We start from the raw sequence: 20,104 nt of genomic DNA, 5'->3' as shown, positions 1-20,104 counted from the left end.
GGCTTCGCCGGGAGCGGGGGCACTTCCAGAACAGTAGCCCACGCTTTAGTCGTGCACAACTCGTTAGGGCGCGATACGATCGGGGAGACTCGATGGCACACTCGGCGATAGGGTGTGGATCACCGAGGCAGATCGAGGTAGATCCCCGAGTACGGAGGTACGCCGTGAGCACCGCCGGAGCCGAATCGACGCAGGGGGCCGCGCCCGTATCGCCGCAGGGGGGCTCGCTCCTGCTGGAGGACCAGCTCTGCTTCGCCCTGTACGCGGCCTCCCGGGCGGTCACCGCCCGCTACCGCCCCCTGCTGGACGAGCTGGGACTGACCTATCCGCAGTACCTGGTGATGCTCGCGCTGTGGGAGCAGGACTCGATCTCCGTACGCGACCTGGGCACGGCGCTCCAGCTGGAGTCCAGCACCCTGTCGCCACTCCTCAAGCGCCTGGAGGCGAACGGGCTGCTGCGGCGCGAACGCCGGGCGGAGGACGAGCGCTCGGTCGCCCTGCACCTCACCGAGGCCGGAATGCGCCTCCAGGACAAGGCGAACACGGTCCCCCTGGCGATGGGCGACGCAATGGCCCTGACCCCGGAACAGGACGCCACAGCAAAACACCTGCTCCGCCTGCTGACGACAAACGTCAGCACCACTTAGGGGGCGGGCAGGGGCGCAGCCCCGCCTGCCGGGGGCGCGGGGAACTGCGCGACCAGCCCCCACCGAACCCGCAGCCAAGGGGGCAGGGGGCGCAGCCCCGAGACGCGCGTCACATTCCCCACCCCCATGTCACACCCCGCACCCCCGCTGCCGTCATGACTGTGCAACTCCCTACAACGCCAGAGGAGCACATCATGGAAGCCCGTCTGAACCTCATGGGCAGCCCGGCCGCGGCCACGTTCGTCAAGCACCTCTCCGCCGCGGGCAAGGTCGTCTCCGACTCGGGACTGCCGACCCTGACGCAGGAGCTGGTGAAGATCCGCGCGAGCCAGATCAACGGCTGCGGCTTCTGCACCGACATGCACACCAAGGAGGCCACCGCGGCCGGCGAGACCGCGACCCGGCTCAACCTCATTGCGGCCTGGCGCGAGGCCAAGGTCTTCACCGAGGCCGAGCGCGCCGCGCTGGAACTGGCCGAGCAGGGCACCCGTATCGCCGACGCGGCCGGCGGGGTCACGGACGAGGCCTGGGAGAACGCCGCCAAGCACTACGACGAGCAGCAGCTCGGCGGCCTGGTGTTCCTGATCTCCCTCATCAACGCCTTCAACCGGGCCAACGTCATCGTCCAGCAGCCCGCCGGGGACTACCGCGTCGGCCAGTTCGGCTAGCCGGCAGGCACCACCGCGCCGGCCGCACGCCGGTCACGCACGGGCTCACGCGTCGGCCGCCGCGTACACCCGGCGGCCGTCGACGAAGGTCTGCAGGACGCGGGTGGCGGCGATCTCCTCGGGGCGCCCGGCGAAGGGGTCGCGGTCCAGGACCACCACATCGGCCAGCGCGCCCACGCCGATACGGCCGGTGCTGTCGTCGAGGTGGTTGGCGTGGGCGCTGCCCGCGGTGTACGCGGCGAGGGCGGCGCCCAGGTCGAGCCGCTGGCCGGGGAGGAAGGGCGGGGTGCCCTCGGGCGCGTCGGGGGCGATCCGGTTGACGGCGACATGGATGGCGGCGAGGGGGTCGGGGCTGCTGACCGGCCAGTCGCTGCCCGCGGCGAGGGTCGCCCCGGCCCGCAGGAGATCCCCGAACGGGTACTGCCACGCGGCCCGTTCGGGGCCGAGGAACGGGATGGTGAGGTCGTCCATCTGCGGTTCGTGCGCGGCCCACAGCGCCTGCAGGTTGGCACTCGCCCCGAGCGCCCGGAAGCGCGGTACGTCCTCGGGGTGCACGACCTGGAGGTGTGCGAGGTGGTGGCGGGTGTCGCGCCGGCCGTTGGCCGTGCGGGCCGCCTCCACGGCGTCCAGCGCTTCCCGTACGGCCCGGTCGCCGAGCGCGTGGAAGTGCACCTGGAAGTCGAGCGCGTCGAGTTCGGTGACGTACTTCTTCAGCTCGGCCGGCTCGACGAAGCTGATGCCGGAGTTGTCGGAGGCGCACCCGCAGCGGGTCAGGTACGGGCCGAGCAGCGCGGCGGTGTGGTTCTCCGCGATGCCGTCCTGCATGACCTTGACGCTGGTGGCGCGGAACCGCCCGCGGCTCGACTCCGCCCGGCGGGCGACGAGTTCGGGAATCTGCTCGGCGCCCCTGGCCCGGTCCCACCACAGCGCCCCGACGACCCGTGCGGTGAGCAGACCGCGGTCGGCCGCCGTGTGATAGGCGGGCGTCGGATCGGTCATGTTCGCGTACGTGCCGACGATGGCGTCCTGCCAGGCCGTGACACCGTACGAGTGCAGCACGGCCTGCGCCCGGAGCAGCGCGGCGAGTTGGTCGTCGGGCGTGGGGGCGGGCAGCAGGCGGCCCACGAGGTGTGCCGCGCCTTCCTGGAGCATGCCGGTGGGGTTGCCGTCGGCGTCCCGCTCGATGCGTCCGTCGGCCGGGTCGGGGGTGCGGGCGTCGATCCCGGCCCGTCGCAGGGCGAGGGAGTTGACCCACACACCGTGGTGGTCGCGGTTGGGCAGGAACACCGGCCGGTCGGGAACGACCGAGTCGAGCAGCGCGGCGGTGGGCGTACCGCCGGGGAAGGCCTCCATGGACCAGCCGCCGCCGGTGATCCACTCGGTGTCGGGGTGGTCGTCGGCGTAGGCCTTCACCCGTCGCAGGTACTCCCGCGGGTCGACGGTGTCGTTGAGGTGGCACAAGCCCAGTTCGGTGCCCGCGCCCAGGGGGTGGACGTGGGCGTCCTGGAAGCCGGGCAGCAGCAGTCGTCCGGCGAGGTCGACGACCTCGGTGCCGGGTCCGATCAGGTCATGGACCTCGTGGTGGCCTACGGCGACGATCCGTCCGCCGCGCACGGCCACGGCGGTGGCCCGGCTGCGTGCCGCGTCGACGGTGTGCACGGGCCCGCCGGTGAGGACGAGGTCGGCGGCCTGGGGGTGGGACATGGGTTCAGCGCTCCGGTGGGGTGAAGGGGCTCAGACGGCTGTGTGGTCCATCGGAAGGGAGAGGGCATCGGCATCCGTGCCGCGTCCGGTGGTGAAGTACGGGGAGCGGCGGACGTACTTGGCGACGGCCGCCATGACGAGGCCGCTCAGCACGATGGTGACGGGCAGGGAGAGCATGAACCAGCCGTTGTCGGGGCTGAGTTCGATGTGGTCGCTCATGGTCAGGTAGGAGTAGGCGAGGTAGCCGCCGAGGCCGAGCAGGATCAGCCCGGAGGCGGCCGGGACGCCGACGGCGAGCAGGGCCTCGCGCGGGCCGGCGCGGCGGGCGGCGCGGAAGCGGACGGCGCAGGCGAGCGCGGTGAGGCCGTAGTAGAGGGCGACGACCAGGCCGATGGCGTTGACCGCGGCGAGCAGCATGTCGCTCAGCTTGGGGATGGCCATGGCGAGCAGGGCGATGGCGGTCGCGATCGACATGACGACCACGGTTCCGGCGGCGGGGGTGCCGTACTTGGGGTGGATGCGGGTCCACAGCGGGCCCATCGTGCGGTCGCGGCCCATGGCGAGGAGGCCGCGGGCGGTGGGGATGACGGAGGACTGGACGGAGGCGACGGCGGAGAACATCAGGGCGAGCAGCGGCAGGCTGGCCCAGGGTTCGGCGGCGAGCTTGGCGCCGAGGTACGGGAGGGCCTGCGGGCCGTTGGCGATGAGTTCGGGCAGGCTCATCTCCCGCTGGAAGGCGACCGAGGCGAAGATGAAGAGCCCGAGCATGGCGAACAGGGCGATGAAGCCGCCGCGCGCCGAGTCGCCGGGGCTGCGGGTCTCCTCGGTGACGCTGAAGGCCGCGTCCCAGCCCCAGAAGAAGAACACCGCGAGGACCATGCCCTGGGCGAAGGCCGTGCCGCTGGATATCTCGAAGGGGTTGAACCACGACCAGGAGAAGTCCTGGTGGCCGGTGACCAGGGCCCAGGTGCAGAAGACCAGCAGGACGGCGTACTCGAAGACCAGCAGGCCGAACTGGAGCCGGGTCGCGGCCCGCACCCCGGTGATCGCGAGGACGGTGACTCCGGCGAGGACCACCAGTCCGACGACCGTGCTCGCGGCGGTGGACGTCGGGTCGAGGGCGATCCCGGCGAGGGAGTCCAGGCCCGCCTTGTTGGCGAAGATCAGCACGACCGAGCCGGTCACCGCGCTGGTGTAGCCGAGGAAGATGACCGAGCCGACGAGCGTCACCCAGCCGGCCAGGAAGCCGGGCCAGGGGCCCAGCGACTGGCCGACCCAGGTGTAGCCGTTGCCGCAGTTGGGCTCCGAGCGGTTGAGGCGGGCGAAGGCGGTGGCGATGCCGAGAACGGGCAGGAAGGCCAGCAGCAGGAGGGCCGGGGCCTGGAGCCCGACGATCGTGCCGATGGCGCCCATGCCGATGGCAATGCTGGTGGTGGCCGCGGTGCTGGAGGCGGCGATGGCGACACCGTCGAGGACACCGAGGGAGCGGCGCAGTTCCGTCGGCGGACGGTCCGGGGCCGGGTGGCCCGGGGTGGTCCGGCCTGGGGTGAGAGACATCAGGGCTCCTCACGGGGAGGGAGAGGGACGGGGAGGAAGAGCCGTGTGGGGGTGCGATGGATGGAACAGCGTCCGCACACTTTGCGTCAATGCCGTTGACATAAGGCGGCGGCCGGTCGTTCACTGAAGCCGCGGCGTTCCCTCGGCAGGTACAGCGGTGGCGCCCGTACCGCGGTCTCCCGGCGCGAGAGGAATCACCCGTCATGCCCACCCGCGCCCCACAGGAACGCCGGCGGCGCCGCCCCACCGCGGCGGGTGTCCTGCTCTCCAAGGAACTGATCACCGAGACCGCGCTGCGTCTCATCGGCGAACACGGTCCGGAGGCGCTGAGCGTGCGCCGCCTGGGGGCGGCCCTGGGCTGCGATCCGAGCGCGCTCTACCGCTACTTCCGCAACACCGACGATCTGCTGCTGGCCGTCTCCGACCGGATCATCGGGGATGCCATGACGGGGTTCGTGCCGGGCCCCGACTGGGTGGCCTCGCTGCGCGAGATGGCGCTGCGGGTGCGCGACGGGTACCTCGCCCATCCGCGGGCCGCCGCCATGGCCTCGTACCGCATCACGCGTCGGGAGAACGAGTTCCGTGCCGTGGAGACCGGCGTGGGTCTGCTGCTGTCCGCCGGTTTCCCGCCCGCCCATGCCGTGCGGCTCTATCTGGCCTTCATCGACACGGTCCTCGGCCACGCGGCTCTGGACGCCGCGTGCCAGGCACTCCCCCGGGAGCGGCGCGAGGCCGACGAGGAGGCGTGGACGTCGGCCTACCGGTCGGTCGACCCGGAGTCCTATCCGGCGCTGGGCGAGGTGCGGGACGAGTTGTACGCCATGGCCGGGAGCTCTTTCGAACTGGCGGTGGACCTGCTGCTCGACTCCCTGGCGGCGCGGGCCGCTGCCCTTCCCCCGCGGACATGACAGGGTCACCCGCACGATCAGGGTCGTCCGCACGGAACGGAGCAGGTATGACGACGGACAGAGGTACGCGGATCGAGGTCCGGCCGGCCGCCGGCCACATCGGCGCCGAGATCATCGGCGTCGATCTGGCGGAGGACCTGGACGACACGGTGGTCGCCGCGATCCGGGCGGCGATGCTGCGCTGGAAGGTGGTGTTCTTCCGCGGGCAGCACCTGGACCACGCGTCGCACGTGGCGTTCGCCCGCCGGTTCGGCGAACCGGTCCGGCTGCGCAGGCGCGGCAGCGCGTCACCCGCCGACGTCCCGGAGATCGAGACGACGGCCGACCGGCTCGAACTCGGCGGGCGGTACGGCATGGAGCACGACGAGTGGCTGCGCAGGCGCCGCCACTCGCTGCTGCGCGGCTGGCACTGCGACCACGGCGCCCGCGTCGATCCACCGGCGGCGACGATCCTGCGCGCCGAGACCGTGCCCCCGTACGGCGGCGACACCACCTGGTCGAATCTGGCCGCCGCCTACGCCGGTCTCTCGGCCCCGCTGCGCGGCTTCCTCGACGGGCTGCGTGCCGAGCACCGCCTCGGGGTCGGCTATCAGACCCGGCCCGGCGAGGACGCGTACGCACGCCATCTGCTGGACCGGCAGATCGCCTCCGAGCATCCGCTGGTGCGGGTGCATCCCGAGACGGGCGAGCGTGTGCTGTTCGTCAACGGCTACTACGTGGAGCAGATCCTCGGCCTCTCCCGGATGGAGAGCGCTCCCCTGCTGGAGATGCTGGTGGGGCAGGCGACACGGCCCGAGTACACCGTGCGGTTCCGCTGGGAGCCGGGAAGCGTGGCCTTCTGGGACAACCGGGCCACCATCCACCTGGCCCCGAGCGACACCACACAGGTCGACCATCCGCGGGTCATGCACCGGGTGATGCTCGCGGGCGAGGTCCCCGTCGGGGTGGACGGCACGCCCTCGACGCCCGTCGTGGGGAGCGAACCGGGGGTCTGGTGACGGGCCTCCGGGACGGTCGCCCGGGTGTCGTGCTTGCGACATGTCCCACCTGTGCCACCGGAATCGAGTGACATGACATTCCGTGCCACCGGATTCTGTCCAGCGCATGAACTTCTCTGTGCGTACGACGGAAGGCACGGCACTGATGAGACGGATTCGCCTGGTGGCGGCGATATCGACAGGACTCGCCCTGGCTGCCGGCGCGGTGGCGCCGGTGGCCGCTCGCAGCGGTACGGGCCCCACAGCGACGGCGGCGGCCGACATTCCCGCGCCGAAGAGCCTCGGCACCGTACGCCTCATCACCGGTGACCGGGTGACCGTGGGCGCCGACTCCGAGGGACGGCGGACCGCCTCGGTCACGCCCGGACCCGGGCGGCGGCACCTCCTCTTCCGGATCTACGAGCAGGACGGACGGCTGACGGTCCTGCCGTCCGACGCCGGGAAGCTGGTCTCGGCGGGACGCCTGGACCGGGGGCTGTTCGACGTGGGCGCGCTCCTCGCCCAGCGGTACGACGAGGCGCACAGCGACGCGCTTCCGCTGATCGTGGCGGGCGCGGAGGGCGCGGCCGGGTCGGCCGTCCGGCGGCTGACCTCGCTCGCCGAGGACGGGTCGCCGGTCCGCCGCCTGGACAGCATCGGGGCGCGGTCGGTGCGGGTCGCCGAGGACGACCTCGGCCGGTTCTGGAAGCAACTGGCCGCGGACGAGGGCACGGTGAGCGCGGCACGGGCCGCGGACGCCCCCCGGGTGTGGCTCGACGGCCGGGTGAACGCCACGCTGGACCGCAGCGTCCCGCAGATCGGCGCGCCCGCCGTGTGGCAGGCCGGTCAGCGGGGCGAGTCCGTCAAGGTCGCCGTCCTGGACACCGGCGCGGACCGGTCCCACCCGGATCTCGCCGGACGGATCTCCGAGGCCAAGGACTTCTCCGGCAGTTCCGGTACCGGGGACGCCTTCGGGCACGGCACGCATGTCGCGTCCATCGTCGGCGGCAGCGGAGCAGCGTCCGCCGGCGGCAAGGGCGGCAAGGGTGTCGCGCCGGGCGCCGACCTCCTCGTCGGCAAGGTGCTCGGCGACGACGGCTACGGCAGCGAGTCCCAGGTGATCGCCGGCATGGAGTGGGCGGCGGCCTCGGGTGCCAAGGTCGTCAACATGAGCCTGGGCTCGGACAGTCCGAGCGACGGCACGGACCCGATGAGCCTCGCACTGAACGAACTCACCGAGCGCACCGGCACGTTGTTCGTCGTCGCGGCGGGCAACAGCGGTGAGCAGGGCATGAGCACCATCGGCTCGCCGGGCGCCGCGGACGCGGCGCTCACCGTCGGCGCGGTCGACCGGGCCGGTGCCCTCGCCCCGTTCTCCAGCCGCGGCCCGCGCTCCGGTGACGACGCGGTCAAGCCCGATGTGACGGCTCCCGGCGTCGGTATCGTGGCGGCCCGCGCGGCCGGCACGACCATGGGCGACCCGGTCGACGCACAGCACGTGGCGGCCTCCGGTACGTCGATGGCGGCCCCGCACGTGGCGGGCGCCGCCGCGCTGCTCGCCCAGCGGCATCCCGGCTGGAGCGCGGCGCAGTTGAAGGACGCGCTGGTCAGCACGGCCCGCACGGCCGCGGGTCAGGAGGTCACCGAGCAGGGCGGCGGGCTCATCGACGTGGCCGCGGCGGCGCTGGGTCCGGTCACCGCCACGGGGACCGTGGCCCTGGGCCCGTTCCGGACCGGTGGCGGCGAGACCCGTACGACGAAACTCAAGTACACCAACACCTCGGGTGCCGCTGTGACGCTGGCGCTCGGCGTCCGGCTGGCCACCGCGGGCGGCCGTACGCCGGCGGAAGGGGCGGTGAAGCTGGGCTCCGGTTCGGTGCGCGTGCCCGCGGGTGCCACCGCCGAGGTTCCGCTGACGGTCGATCCGGCCCGGGTCGAACGGGGCGACTACTACGGGTACGTGACCGCGGCCTCCGCCGACGGGAAGGTCACCGTGCACACCACGGTGAGCCTGGCCGTGCAGGGGCCGGTCCACCGGCTCAGCGTCAGGACCGTCGACCTCAAGGGCAGGCAGATCCAGGCGCTGCCGACGATCTGGGGCAGCGACGGCTTCGTGGGCTACACCGACCCGGGCAGCGGCACGGAGCCGGCCGTCGCCGAAGTCGAGGAGGGCACCTACCAGTTGGACCACTCGTCCCTGGACACGGTCGCCGACGGACAGGAACTGCGGCACGTGGTCCTGCCCGAGGTGAAGGTCACCAAGGACATGTCCGTCACGCTCGACGAGCGCAGGACGACCCTGGTCGACATCCGTACGCCCCGGCCGGCCGAGCAGCGCGGCATCCTCAGCTACCAGACGTACCGGAAGATCGACGGGCACAGCCTGCTCCAGGGCACGATGTACTTCGACCTCGGCAAGCGGCTGTACGTGAGTCCCACGTCCGCGGTCACCGACGGCACCTTCGAGTTCGCCTCGCGCTGGCAGCTCGTCGCACCGCTCCTCGACATGGCGGTGTCGGGCGGCAAGGGCGCCGGGGAGACGCCGGACGCCTACTACATGCCCTCCTCGCCGCTCTTCGACGAGAAGGCGACCGCCGGGAAGGGAGCGCACCTGACCGCGGTCGCCGCGGGTGACGCCGCCGCGCCGGTCTTCGCGGGGGCTCGCGGGAAGCTCGCGGTCCTCACCAACGAACAGAACGTCAATGAGAGGGAGTTGGCGGAGAAGGCGGCAGCGGCGGGAGTGCGCGGCATCGTGCTGGTCCACTTCAGCGACATCGCGTGGACCCGCTGGCATCCGGAGGGCGACCGCTGGGGCGTACCGACCGTCCGGATCGGCGCGAAGGCGGGAGCCGCCCTGCTGAAGCGGATCGGCAAGGGGCGGACGACGGTGAACTTCACCGGCACGGCCCGCAGCCCGTACCTGTACGACGTCATGCAGGTGTCGTCGCAGCGCGTCCCCGACAAGGTGGTGCACACCGTGTCCGAGCGCAACAGCGCGGTGGTGAAGGCCAGGTACGCCGACAACGGCGGCGCGCGGTGGGCAGCCGAGCAGCGCTTCGCACGGCGGCCGTACCAGGACACCGCCTGGCTGCAGTACACGCGTTATGTGCCGACCGGCTTCGACCGGACCGAGTACGTGAGTTCCGGTGACACGCAGTGGAAGCACTACGTGCACCACGAGACCACGTTCGACGTGGACACCCCGCTGGTCGTCGGCATGACGGACGCCGCGCGCACCTACCGGGCGGGCGAGCGGACGAGCGACACCTGGCAGGGGGCCGTCGTCCGCCCGTCGATCCCGCGCGGCACCACGGCTCCGTCCGTGCGCTCGGGTGACGTACTGAGCCTGCGGATACCGGAGTTCACCGACTCGCAGGCAGGTCACCGGTCGCGGCTGCTCGATGGGGGCGGCGGCATCGGGACCTCGGGCGGGGCGAAGGCGGCGCAGGGCGACTCGGCCGCCGCCGTGCTGTATCGCGACGGCCGGCGGGTCGCGGAGGCCGACGGCGGGTACGCGGACTTCGAGGTCCCGTCCGGTACGGCCGGCTACCGGCTGGACCTCACGACCTCGCGGGTGTCCGGCGAGTGGGCGTGCGGGACCGGCACCGAGACGTCCTGGGCGTTCCGCTCGGGCAGCACGGGCGCGGCGACGGTCCTGCCGCTGCTCCAGCTCGACTACGACGTTCCGGTGGACGCGTACAACGCCGTCCGCTCCGGCCGTACGCACTCGGTCGGGCTGTCGGTCCGCGCCCAGGACGGGATCGCCGTACCGCGCGGGGTGAGCGTCCAGGTCGAGGCGTCGTACGACGACGGCGCGAGCTGGAGCCGGGCGACGGTGAAGGACCGTGGGCACAACACGTTCGAGGCCGCCGTCAAGAAGCCCTCGCGGGTACGCGGTGACGCGTACGTGACACTGAGAGTGACGGCTCGCGACGCGGCGGGCGACTCCGTGCGGCAGACGGTGCAGCGCGCCTACCTGCACCGCGGATAGCCGCTCGCACGTGTCAGGGGGTGGGCGGGGCGAACACCGCCCCGCTCACCCTCACCGCCTGTAACACCCGTGGAGTACGGTGTCCGATCAGTGAAGCCGGTCGGTCTCGGGGAGGGCGCCATGACGCTGGAGGCTGCAGGGGTGTCGGACGCCGAGGAGTCCGTCTACCGGCATCTGGTGACGGCCGGTCAGGCGTCGGCGGGTGACGTCGCCGCGCGCACCGGACTGAGCCCGGCGGAGGCCGAGGCGGTGCTCGACGCGCTGGCGGTCAAGGGCATGGCGAGCCACACCGACGTACTGCCCCGGCACTTCAGGGCCACTCCCCCGGACGTGGCGCTGATACCCCGGCTGAAGCGGAACGCCGACGCGCTCGATCTCGCCCGCGCGGAGGCCACGAGCCTGCTGCAGGTGTACCGCGACACGATGCGACGGCGGGACGCGGGCGAACTGATCGAGGTCATCACGGGGGCCGAGGCGCTGCGCCAGCACCTGCGGCAGATCCAGGCGAGCGCCCAGGACGAGATGCTGTGGTTCTGCAAGGCCCAGTACGTGGCGATGCCCTCGGGCAGCAACAGTTCGGAGTTCGAGGCGCTGGCGCGCGGCGTGCGCTACCGGGTGCTGTACGAGAAGGCGTTCTTCGACGACGCGGGAGCCGTTGACAACGTTGTTGCGGGGGTGCGCGCCGGGGAGACCGCCCGTGCGGTGCCGCATCTGCCGCTGCGGCTCGCGGTCGCGGACCGGGCCATCGCGGTCTGCCCGCTGGTCCCCGGCGGACCTCAGGGCAACCCGGACGAGCCCACCGCCGCACTCGTACGGGACAGCAATCTCCTCGCCGCTCTCGTCGCCCTGTTCGAGCGCTACTGGGAGGACGCCGTTCCGCTGGACGTCGACGACTCGGGCACGGTCGCCGGGACGGACGGGGTCGGCGGTCCCGATCCGCTGTCGACGGTCGACCGGCGGCTACTCGCCCTGCTGGTGGCCGGGGTCACCGACAAGGCGGTGGCCACCCAACTGGGCTTGAGCCGCCGCACGGTGCAGCGTCACATCCAGCGCATGATGGAACTGGCCGGCGCGGCGACCCGGATGCAACTGGCCTGGCAGGCCGCACGGCGGGGCTGGCTGTGACGGACGTCCGCCGGAGCGGCACGTAGGGCGAGAAGTGGCCAAAGTGGCTGATGAAAGCCGTGTTGCCGACACGTAAAGGCCCATGTGATCCACTGCGCGCGCCGACGCCCAAGACCGACGCCAGCCGACCGTATTCCGGACAATGATCTCCGCAGTGGTGACAGTGACCCTTCCCGCTGAAACGATCCAGTGACCGCACGGTCGTCTCCCACCCCCTTCTCCCGCCGGGCAACCCTGCCCTCGGCGGCGGATCTGACGCGCCGTCATCAGACGGCCGGACACCAGGAGTTGCAGCAGTGACGGACAACCTCCGTACGACCGGGACGGCCACCCCGTCCCCCGGTCCCGCGCCATCCCGCCGTCGCACCCTCACGCGCTCGCGCACGACGGCGATCGCGGTCATCGCGCTGGGCGCGCTCCTCGGCTCGGCACTCCCCGCCTGGAGCGCCAGCCCGGGGGCCGCCCGCGCCTCCCGCGCCGACAAGGCTCCCCGACAGATCGAGGCGGAGCCCAGACCCGGCGCCGGAACGGTCGAACTCTCCCCCGCGCAGCGCAGGAAGCTGCTCACCGCGGCGGCCGACTCCCGTACGGCCACGGCGCGTTCACTGAAGCTGGGTGAGCGGGAGAAGCTGATACCGAAGGACGTCGTCAAGGACGCCGACGGAACCGTGCACACCCGCTACGAGCGTACGTTCGCCGGGCTGCCCGTCCTCGGCGGCGACCTGGTGGTCCACGAGCGCGGCACGGCCCGCAGCGTCTCCAGGTCGTCGCCGGCGACGATCTCGGTACCGACGACCAAGGCCTCCGTACCTGCCGCGAAGGCCCAGAAGTCGGCGCTGGCGGCTGCCGAGTCGGAGAAGACCGACGAGGCGGCGGCCGAGGGAGCGCCGCGGCTCGTCGTCTGGGCGGGCGAGAGCGCCGCCGAACCCGTGCTCGCCTGGGAGAGCGTCGTCAACGGCGTCCAGGAGGACGGGACTCCGAGCAGTCTGCGGGTGGTGACCGACGCCGGGAGCGGTGCGCGGCTCGGGAGCTTCGAGCAGGTGCACGCCGGTGAGGGGGTGAGCCAGTACAGCGGGACCGTGCAGGTGGGGTCCGTGCGCGACGGCGACCTCTACCGGCTCACCGATCCCCAGCGCGGCGGCCACACGACGTACGACATCAGCGCGGGCGGCAACGGCACACCACTGGCCGATGACAACGATGTCTGGGGCGACGGGACACCCGCCGACCGGCAGACGGCCGCCGTGGATGCCGCCTACGGGGCGCAGAAGACCTGGGACTTCTACCACGACCGGTTCGGCCGCAACGGCATAGCCGACGACGGCGTGGGTGCCCGCTCCCGGGTTCACTACGGCAAGGGGTACGCCAACGCCTTCTGGGACGACCTCTGCTTCTGCATGACGTACGGCGACGGCCTGGACGACGCCCGGCCGCTCACCGAACTCGACATCGCCGCCCACGAGATGACCCACGGCGTCACGTCCGCGACCGCGGACCTCGTCTACTCCGGTGAGTCGGGCGGCCTCAACGAGGCCACCAGCGACATCATGGGCACCGCCGTGGAGTTCTTCGCCGACAGCACCACGGACGTGCCGGACTACCGGATCGGTGAACTGGCCGACGTACGCGGCACCGGAAAGCCCCTGCGGTACATGGACCAGCCCTCCAAGGACGCCTCCGCGAAGGGCACCTCGCAGGACCACTGGACCGCGCAGACCCGCAAGCTCGACCCGCACTTCAGCTCCGGCGTGGGCAACCACTTCTTCTACCTGCTCGCCGAGGGCAGCGGCGAGAAGACCGTCGAGGGCCTCACCTACGACAGCCCCACCTACGACGGACTGCCGGTCGCGGGCCTGGGCCTGCACAACGCCACCAACGTCTGGTACCGGGCCCTGACCCGCTACATGACCAGCACCACCGACTACGCGGGAGCCCGCACCGCCACGCTGCAGGCGGCGGCCGACCTGTTCGGCACGACGAGCGACGCGTACGAGGCCGTCGGGAACGCCTGGGCCGCCGTCAACGTCGGCCCGCGGTACGTCAACCACATCGCCGCGGCGACACCCTCCACCAGGGACTCCGCGGTGGGCCAGCCGGTCAGCCGTGCGTTCGACGCGACGAGCACCCGGCCCGGCGCGCTGACCTACTCCGCCACCGGCCTGCCGGACGGCCTGTCCATCGACCGTGTCACCGGGCTCGTCTCCGGCACCCCGACGGCGGCCGGCGCCTTCGCCGCCGCCGTCGCGATCAGGAACTCCGCCGCGGAGACCCGCACCCTGTCCTTCACCTGGACGGTCCTGGCCTCCGGCGGCGACCACTTCGTCAACCCCGACCGCTTCGACATCCCCAACTGGCGGACCGTCGAGTCGCCGATCGTCGTCACCGGCCGCGAGGGCAACGCTTCCAGCGACCTCAAGGTCACCGTCGACCTGGTGCACGACTTCATCGGCGGTCAGGTCGTCCACCTGATCGGTGAGGACGGCACGGCACTGCTGGTGAAGGACTTCGTCTGGGACACCGGTTCCGAACTGCACGCGACGTTCACGGTCGACGCGTCGGCACTGCCGGCCGACGGCACGTGGAGACTGCGCGTCACGGACAACACGCCGGGCATCTTCACCGTGGACCCGGGCTACCTGGACAGCTGGAGCATCACGTTCTGAGCCCCGCTCCCCGGGACGTCGTGACCCGGTGACCGCGTTCCGGGGCATGGCCTGCGCTCATGCCCCGGGGCACGGTCGCGGGCCGTCTGCCCGGGGCACGGCCAGAGGTGCGGGCGCGCGCGTCGGCGTCACGCGGGGTGGTCACACCTCGCCGTCGACGGCCGCCGCGTCCGCCGCGTCCGCCGCGAGGAGCGGGTCGAGTGTCGACTGCGGCCCCGGTGGGGGTTGCTCGCGCCGTTCCCCGCGCCCCTGACGGGGCCCCGCCCGCTGCATGAATCCGCGGGCCGGTGGGGGTTGCTCGCGCCGTTCCCCGCGCCCCTGACGGGGCCCCGCCCGCTGCATGAATCCGCGGGCCGGTGGGGGTTGCTCGCGCCGTTCCTCGCGCCCCTTGAGGGGGAAAAGCAGGGGCGCAGCCCCGTTTTCAGGGGCGCGGGGAACTGCGCGGTCGGCCCCCACCGGGGCCGCACCCGGCGTCATCTGTCCACGGACACCCGGGGAAGCCCAGGTGTCACGGACCGCCCGCGCACCCACCCGTACAGCACCAGCGAGCACACCGCCGCGAACGCGCACCACGTCGAGATGAACTCCGTCTTCCACAGCGCCCAGCAGGTCGCCGCGCCCACGGTCACCAGGATGCCCAGGACGCGCAGATGCCGGTCGCCGGAGAGGAGCAGCGAGCCGATCGTGGCCAGCAGATAGCCCGCCACGAGCAGCTCCGAGGCGGGCAGGGAGACGGCGTAGCCGACGGTGTGGCCGCGGATCTCCGCCGTCACCCCGTGCGTGGCGAGGCAGTACGAGAGCACGGCCGCGGTGACGAGTCCCGCGACGAGCGGGATCATCAGCCGCCGCCGCGCGTTCGGCGGCGCCACGCACAGCACGGCCACCGGCACCCATACCGCAAGCAGTGGCAGGGCGATCGCCGCCCAGGCCACGGTGGCGGGGCCCGAACCGCCGCCGGAGCGCCAGACCAGGGACTCGACGATCTGATGGCCGCCCAGGATCAGGGGCAGCGCGGCCATCGGCAGATCGGCCACCCGGCGGGTCCGTGCCACGCAGGCCACTCCGACGGCGGTGATGCCGCAGCCCGCCACGAGGTCGGCCGTCGCACTGAAGCACATCGCGCCACCAGGGGTTCGTGTCGAATTCGTGGGGTCCGTCTCACCGGATTCGGGCTTGCCATGCTCACGCTACGGTCCGGGCCGCCGGACGCCGCACCGGACAGGGCCGTTCGGGCTCATGGCCGGCACCGGAGCATCCGAGCACGTGGGAAGTGGAGACATTGCCGGAGCAGTAAGCGCTCCTAATGATCAGGTGTGATGGATTCGGAAAGCGCCCTCGACGACTCCTACTTCGACCACTGCCCCTGGGACTTCGGCACTCGCGCCTCCGCCGCGCAGCGGGACGCCCAGACCGCCCACCAGAAGCGGCTGACGGACGCCGGTGCGCGCATCGGCCCGCACTGTTTCGTCTCACCCGTCGCCGGCGTCTTCACCGACACCCTGCGGCTCGGCGAGAACTCGTACATCGCCGGGCACGCCTACGTCACCGGCGAGGTCACCACCGGCTCCGACTGCACGGTCAACCCGTACGCGACCGTGCGGGGCCGGATCGCGCTGGGGGACGGGGTGCGGATCGGCGCGCACAGTTCGCTGCTCGGCTTCAACCACGGGTTCGGGCCCGACCGCCCCGTGCACCGGCAGCCCCTCACCAGCAAGGGCATCACCGTCGGCGACGACGTGTGGATCGGGTCGAACGTCGTCGTCCTGGACGGGGTGACCATCGGCGACCACTGTGTGGTGGGCGCGGGAGCGGTGGTGACGAAGGATCTGCCGCCCTGGTCGGTCGCCGCGGGCAATCCGGCCCGCCGGCTGCGCGACCGGCGTGAGTCCGGCCCCGCCCGGCGCGGGACGGCGGAGGGCGGTGGCGGCGTCGGGGACCAGGTCGCCCGGTTCGCCGACCGGGCCCGCTCGCAGGCCGCCGGCCTCCTCGCACGCGCCTGGGACGCCGACGCGGGCCGGTACCGCGACCGGCCGGGCGTGCCGCTGACCGTCCGGGCCCACTGCGACGCGGTGGAGATCGCCGATCTGCTGCTCGGCTCGCCTCCGCCGCAGCTGTCCGCCGCGGAGCACACGGAGCGGCTGCGCGCGCTGCAGGACCCGGCCGAGGGAATGGTGCCCGAACTCTCCGACGACGGCGGCCCCGGCGTGCTGCCCGCCCGCGCGGCGGACGGCTGGATCGACGACGGCGCGGCCGAGTACCACGTACTGTCCGTGGGGTACGCGCTGGAGCTGCTGGGCTCCCGCTTCGCCCACCCGGTCCGCCCCGTGGAGCGTATGACGGCGGGCCGGCTGGTCGCCCGCCTGGATTCGCTGCCGTGGCGGACGCGGGCGTGGTCGGCCGGTGCCTGGGTCGACTGCTGGGCCACCGGCGCGCACCACAACCTCGGGCTCGGCGCCGCGGCGGGCGAACCCGGCACCTTGGAGGCGCTGTTCGGCTGGCTGGGCACCCGGGTGGATCCGTGGACCGGGATGTGGGGCGGGGCGGCCCCGCCGGCCGAGGGCCGGCTGCAGCTCGTCAACGGCCACTACCGGCTCACGCGCGGCTCGTTCGCCCAGTTCGGACTCCAACTGCCTTACCCGGCGCGGGTGGTGGACACCGTGCTCGACCACGGCGGGGATCCGCGCTGGTTCGCCGCGGGCCGCCGGAACGCGTGCAACGTGCTGGACGTGGCCCACCCGCTGTGGCTCGCCGGCCGGCAGAGCGGCCACCGGGCCGCCGAGGCGCGGGCGTGGGCCGGGGAGCAGCTGGCGCACGCGCTGGGAGAGTGGCGGGACGGGACGGGCTTCGGTTTCGGCCCGCCGGGCGAGGGCGGTTCGGGACCCGGCCGGGAGCCCGGTCTCCAGGGCACCGAGATGTGGCTGGCCATCGTGTGGCTGCTGGCCGACCTGGTGGGGGTGGCGGACCGGCTGGGGTACCGGCCGCGTGGCGTGCACCGCCCCGGGGCCGCCCGCTCACCCGCGCCGGGGCTGCCGGGTCATCCGGTCCTCGTCGACAACACGCTGTAGTAGAAGCTGTGGTCCGAGTTGACCGTCCGCCGCGTGCCGGTGCAGTGCCAGCGCCCTGACGCGCCCCGGCCCCAGGTGAACAGGTAGTCGATCTTGCGGCCGTCGTCGTAGGTCGGCCGGAGGTACGAGGGCCCGGTCTCACGGAGGCCGCTCGCCTCTCTCGCGTCGCCGCTGTACAGGACGTCGAGTTCCGGCGCGTCGGGCGGTGCGTTCAGGTCGCCCGCCAGGACGACCGGGCCGGCGGCGCCGAGCCGGTGGATACCGTCGGGCTTCCACTCGTCGTGGATGAACTCGGTCTGCGCCCGCCGTTCCCCGTCCTTCGCGCCGCCGACGGTCAGGTGCGTGCTGCACGCAGTGACCGGTGGCCCCGCCGGGTGTGGCCGGCCCGCGGCACGGACGACCGCGCAGACGATGCCCCGCTCGCCGCCTCTGCCATCCGAGTTGGGCAGCAGTGCCGGGGGCAGGACCTTGGCGGCCGAGTGGAACAGGAGGGTGTTCCCGTACGGCTGGCCGTCGGCGCATTGCGTACCGGTGTCGACGAAGGCGCTGCGCAGGCCCAACTCCTTTGCGAAGCGTTCCCCTTGGGTCTTGCAGACTTCCTGGAGGCCGATGAACAGCCACCGGTCGGTGTCACCGAGGGTGAGGTCCCGGATGGCGTCGGCCTCGTCCCAGATCCAGTCGCCGGCGTCGCCCCGGTGGCCGATGTTCCCGTAGATGTTGAACGTGCCGACGTAGAGGTCCCGGGTGGTGTCGGGTGCGGAGGCCGCCGCCTCCGGTGCGGCGCCGCTTCTCGCGGGCAGTGCCACCAGTACGCACAGGAGGGCCGTCACGATCGCCCTGGCCGCGCCGCGTCTCCTCCCGGGACCCGCACGACGCGTCGTCATGACGCGACCGTACCCTCGCCCCGCCCGAACCGGTCGGGCGCGAGCGGCAGTTGTGACTGAACAGTCCTCCTGTGACGGTCCGCCGCGTGACAGTCCGTGACGGCCGGGGTCAGCGGCGCCGGAACACGGTGATCGAGTGCCCGACCTCGTCGACCGGCGTACTGGTGTCGAGCAGCGCGGCCAGCCGCCCGTCCGCCTTCGCCACCGCGGAGTCGGACACCACCAGCAGTCCGTGCACCTCGCCGAGGGGGGCCCGGAGCGGGTCGGAGGCGTTGATCCCGTAGTACGAGGGCACACCCGCGCCCTTGTAGACCAGCCACACGCGCTCACCGGGACGGTGCCGGTCGAGGTGGTCCGCGAGGCGGCCCAGGTCCTGGCCCCAGTCGACGTTCGAGTCGTGCAGCCGCAGATGGGTTTTCGAGGGTCCGCCGAACGCCTCGTTGGAGTACGGCAGGTAGTACGGGTAGGTGCGCAGTGAGCTGACGGCCACGAAGCAGACCAGCACCGCCGTCGCCCAGTGGGCCGGTCGCCACCGCGAGAGCGTCACTCCGGCGGCGGCGACCGCCAGGAGCATCGGCATGAACACCGCGTAGCGCACGCCGAGATCCCGGGCGCCGTGCATGGAGATGGCGAGGAGTACGGCGGCGGGGACGAGCACGTAGGGAACGGCCGGGCGCAGTGCGCGTACGGCGAGCATCGCGACCGAGCCGGCGGTCCACAGGGCGAGCATGCCGAGCGGGGTCTTCACCAGGAGCGCGGCCGGCAGGTAGTACCAGAGCGAGCCCTCGTAGAGCCGCCCGAACAGGAAGCCCTGCCAGATGTCGTACTCGAAGCCGAACTGGATGCGCATGCCATCGCGGTAGGCCTCGGGGAACGGCAGCCAGGCCGCGATCCGGCCGCGTGTTCCGCGGATGTCCGGCACGTTCTCGGGGGCCGCCCAGCGCATCCGCGGGTCGACGACGAGATAGGTGGCCCAGACGACGGCGACCGCGATCAGTGCCATGCCGACGGCCGCCGCCGCGCCGTACGCGAGGAGCCTGATCCGGGCGCGGGCGTCGAGTGCCGGGAGCGGCGGACGTGCGTCGGGTTCGGGGGTCCGGGGTGTCGTGCCGGGTTCCGGGGTCCGGTGGGCGTGCCGGAACGACAGGAAGCCCAGCAGCATCAGCACCGGGATCACCGGCAGCACGCTCATCTTGGTGGCCGCCGCCGCACCCAGGGCCATCCCGGCGAGCGGGAGGCACAGGAGCGGTCGCCGCCGGGCACGCCACAGCAGCCACAGGGCCGTGAGCAGGAACCCGGTCGCGGGCACGTCGAGCGTGGCCAGTGAGCCGTTGGCGATGACGTCCGGGGAGAACGCGTACAGGGCCAGGGCCACGAGGCCGCCGGGCGGGCCGGTGAGGTCGCGGGCGAAGACGAGGACGACAAGGCCGAACAGCAGCGTCAGGACGATCACCGGAAGGCGTGCGTACAGCATCAGGCGGGCGGGGTCGTTGCCCGACTCGTACAGGACGTGCCGTCCGAGTGCCGTCTGGCTTCCGACGAAGTCCGGGTCGAGGTGCGCGTCGGTGAACACCAGGCCGGACGCGATGATCAGCTTGCCCAGGGGCGGGTGTTCGGGGTTGTAGCGGAAGCTGCGTTCCTTGAGGTACACCTCGGCCGAGGCCACGTACACGGGTTCGTCGATGGTGGGGGTCTGCTCGACGGCGGTGGTGACCATCGCGACGGCCATCTGGGCGAGGAGCGCGACGACGGCCAGCACGTACGGCCATCGCCGGTGCCGCGCGAGCCCGACATACCACCGCAACCCACCGGAGCAGCCGGGTCGTTCGCCCTCGGCCGCCGGTCCGGGCGGACAGGGGGCGGTGTGCCCGTCACCCGCCGGGCGGGTGACCTGCGGCGCGCTCATGCGGCACAG

Annotated in this window: 13 protein-coding genes; 8 read left to right on the top strand and 5 right to left on the bottom strand. The window is 72.5% G+C overall.

Going from position 1 to position 20,104, the window contains the following annotated elements:
• Positions 1–230: 230 nt before the first annotated feature.
• Positions 231–647, top strand: coding sequence for a MarR family winged helix-turn-helix transcriptional regulator (locus ACZ60E_RS42800; RefSeq protein ID WP_469447741.1), 417 nt, complete (start codon positions 231–233; stop codon positions 645–647).
• A gap of 194 nt (positions 648–841) precedes the next feature.
• Complete coding sequence (locus tag ACZ60E_RS42795) at positions 842–1,315, top strand: carboxymuconolactone decarboxylase family protein (RefSeq protein WP_384814313.1); 474 nt, start codon at positions 842–844, stop codon at positions 1,313–1,315.
• 45 nt (positions 1,316–1,360) lie between these two features.
• Here ACZ60E_RS42795 and ACZ60E_RS42790 read toward each other — a convergent pair whose 3' ends face one another.
• Positions 1,361–3,019 (bottom strand): amidohydrolase, encoded by a 1,659-nt coding sequence (locus ACZ60E_RS42790; RefSeq protein ID WP_469447705.1) that lies wholly within the window; start codon positions 3,017–3,019, stop codon positions 1,361–1,363.
• Positions 3,020–3,049: 30 nt separating this feature from the next.
• Positions 3,050–4,576 (bottom strand): APC family permease, encoded by a 1,527-nt coding sequence (locus ACZ60E_RS42785; RefSeq protein ID WP_469447703.1) that lies wholly within the window; start codon positions 4,574–4,576, stop codon positions 3,050–3,052.
• A gap of 203 nt (positions 4,577–4,779) precedes the next feature.
• On the opposite strand from ACZ60E_RS42785, the gene ACZ60E_RS42780 reads away from it, so the two are divergent.
• The 5 genes from ACZ60E_RS42780 (at position 4,780) to ACZ60E_RS42760 (ending at position 14,240) form a co-directional block, all read left to right on the top strand.
• On the top strand, positions 4,780–5,484 hold the full coding sequence (locus ACZ60E_RS42780; RefSeq protein ID WP_469447701.1) for a TetR/AcrR family transcriptional regulator: 705 nt from the start codon (positions 4,780–4,782) through the stop codon (positions 5,482–5,484).
• A 47-nt stretch (positions 5,485–5,531) separates the two neighbouring features.
• Complete coding sequence (locus ACZ60E_RS42775; RefSeq protein ID WP_469447699.1) at positions 5,532–6,482, top strand: TauD/TfdA dioxygenase family protein; 951 nt, start codon at positions 5,532–5,534, stop codon at positions 6,480–6,482.
• Positions 6,483–6,627: 145 nt separating this feature from the next.
• Entirely contained in the window at positions 6,628–10,452 is a 3,825-nt protein-coding gene (locus tag ACZ60E_RS42770; RefSeq protein ID WP_469447697.1) for a S8 family serine peptidase, read from the top strand.
• A 120-nt stretch (positions 10,453–10,572) separates the two neighbouring features.
• Positions 10,573–11,577, top strand: a complete 1,005-nt coding sequence (locus ACZ60E_RS42765) for a helix-turn-helix domain-containing protein (RefSeq protein ID WP_453795211.1) — start codon at positions 10,573–10,575, stop codon at positions 11,575–11,577.
• Between the two features lie 296 nt (positions 11,578–11,873).
• On the top strand, positions 11,874–14,240 hold the full coding sequence (locus tag ACZ60E_RS42760; protein WP_469447694.1) for a M4 family metallopeptidase: 2,367 nt from the start codon (positions 11,874–11,876) through the stop codon (positions 14,238–14,240).
• A gap of 473 nt (positions 14,241–14,713) precedes the next feature.
• Here ACZ60E_RS42760 and ACZ60E_RS42755 read toward each other — a convergent pair whose 3' ends face one another.
• Complete coding sequence (locus tag ACZ60E_RS42755) at positions 14,714–15,358, bottom strand: DUF6629 family protein (RefSeq protein ID WP_469447692.1); 645 nt, start codon at positions 15,356–15,358, stop codon at positions 14,714–14,716.
• Between the two features lie 198 nt (positions 15,359–15,556).
• Between ACZ60E_RS42755 and ACZ60E_RS42750 the strand changes: the two genes are divergently transcribed.
• On the top strand, positions 15,557–17,305 hold the full coding sequence (locus ACZ60E_RS42750) for an acyltransferase (protein WP_469447690.1): 1,749 nt from the start codon (positions 15,557–15,559) through the stop codon (positions 17,303–17,305).
• Here the strand turns inward: ACZ60E_RS42750 and ACZ60E_RS42745 are convergent.
• Positions 17,275–18,189: an endonuclease/exonuclease/phosphatase family protein gene (locus ACZ60E_RS42745; protein WP_469447688.1), complete on the bottom strand. Its 915-nt coding sequence runs from the start codon at positions 18,187–18,189 to the stop codon at positions 17,275–17,277. The genes ACZ60E_RS42750 and ACZ60E_RS42745 overlap by 31 nt on opposite strands.
• A 109-nt stretch (positions 18,190–18,298) precedes the next feature.
• A complete protein-coding gene (locus tag ACZ60E_RS42740; protein ID WP_469447685.1) occupies positions 18,299–20,095 on the bottom strand; it encodes a glycosyltransferase family 39 protein in 1,797 nt (598 codons plus the stop codon).
• Positions 20,096–20,104: the final 9 nt, after the last annotated feature.

Source organism: Streptomyces sp. NPDC102514 (assembly GCF_055584525.1).
The sequence above is the reverse complement of the archived record's forward strand: the minus strand, read 5'-3'. Positions and strand labels throughout refer to the sequence as shown.

Excerpts from the sequence above, each read along its gene's own strand:
- ACZ60E_RS42795 (WP_384814313.1), top strand. The coding sequence starts at position 842 with ATGGAAGCCCGTCTGAACCTCATGGGCAGCCCGGCCGCGGCCACGTTC.
- ACZ60E_RS42790 (WP_469447705.1), bottom strand. The coding sequence starts at position 3,019 with ATGTCCCACCCCCAGGCCGCCGACCTCGTCCTCACCGGCGGGCCCGTG.
- ACZ60E_RS42785 (WP_469447703.1), bottom strand. The coding sequence starts at position 4,576 with ATGTCTCTCACCCCAGGCCGGACCACCCCGGGCCACCCGGCCCCGGAC.
- ACZ60E_RS42780 (WP_469447701.1), top strand. The coding sequence starts at position 4,780 with ATGCCCACCCGCGCCCCACAGGAACGCCGGCGGCGCCGCCCCACCGCG.
- ACZ60E_RS42775 (WP_469447699.1), top strand. The coding sequence starts at position 5,532 with ATGACGACGGACAGAGGTACGCGGATCGAGGTCCGGCCGGCCGCCGGC.
- ACZ60E_RS42770 (WP_469447697.1), top strand. The coding sequence starts at position 6,628 with ATGAGACGGATTCGCCTGGTGGCGGCGATATCGACAGGACTCGCCCTG.
- ACZ60E_RS42765 (WP_453795211.1), top strand. The coding sequence starts at position 10,573 with ATGACGCTGGAGGCTGCAGGGGTGTCGGACGCCGAGGAGTCCGTCTAC.
- ACZ60E_RS42755 (WP_469447692.1), bottom strand. The coding sequence starts at position 15,358 with ATGTGCTTCAGTGCGACGGCCGACCTCGTGGCGGGCTGCGGCATCACC.
- ACZ60E_RS42750 (WP_469447690.1), top strand. The coding sequence starts at position 15,557 with ATGGATTCGGAAAGCGCCCTCGACGACTCCTACTTCGACCACTGCCCC.
- ACZ60E_RS42745 (WP_469447688.1), bottom strand. The coding sequence starts at position 18,189 with ATGACGACGCGTCGTGCGGGTCCCGGGAGGAGACGCGGCGCGGCCAGG.
- ACZ60E_RS42740 (WP_469447685.1), bottom strand. The coding sequence starts at position 20,095 with ATGAGCGCGCCGCAGGTCACCCGCCCGGCGGGTGACGGGCACACCGCC.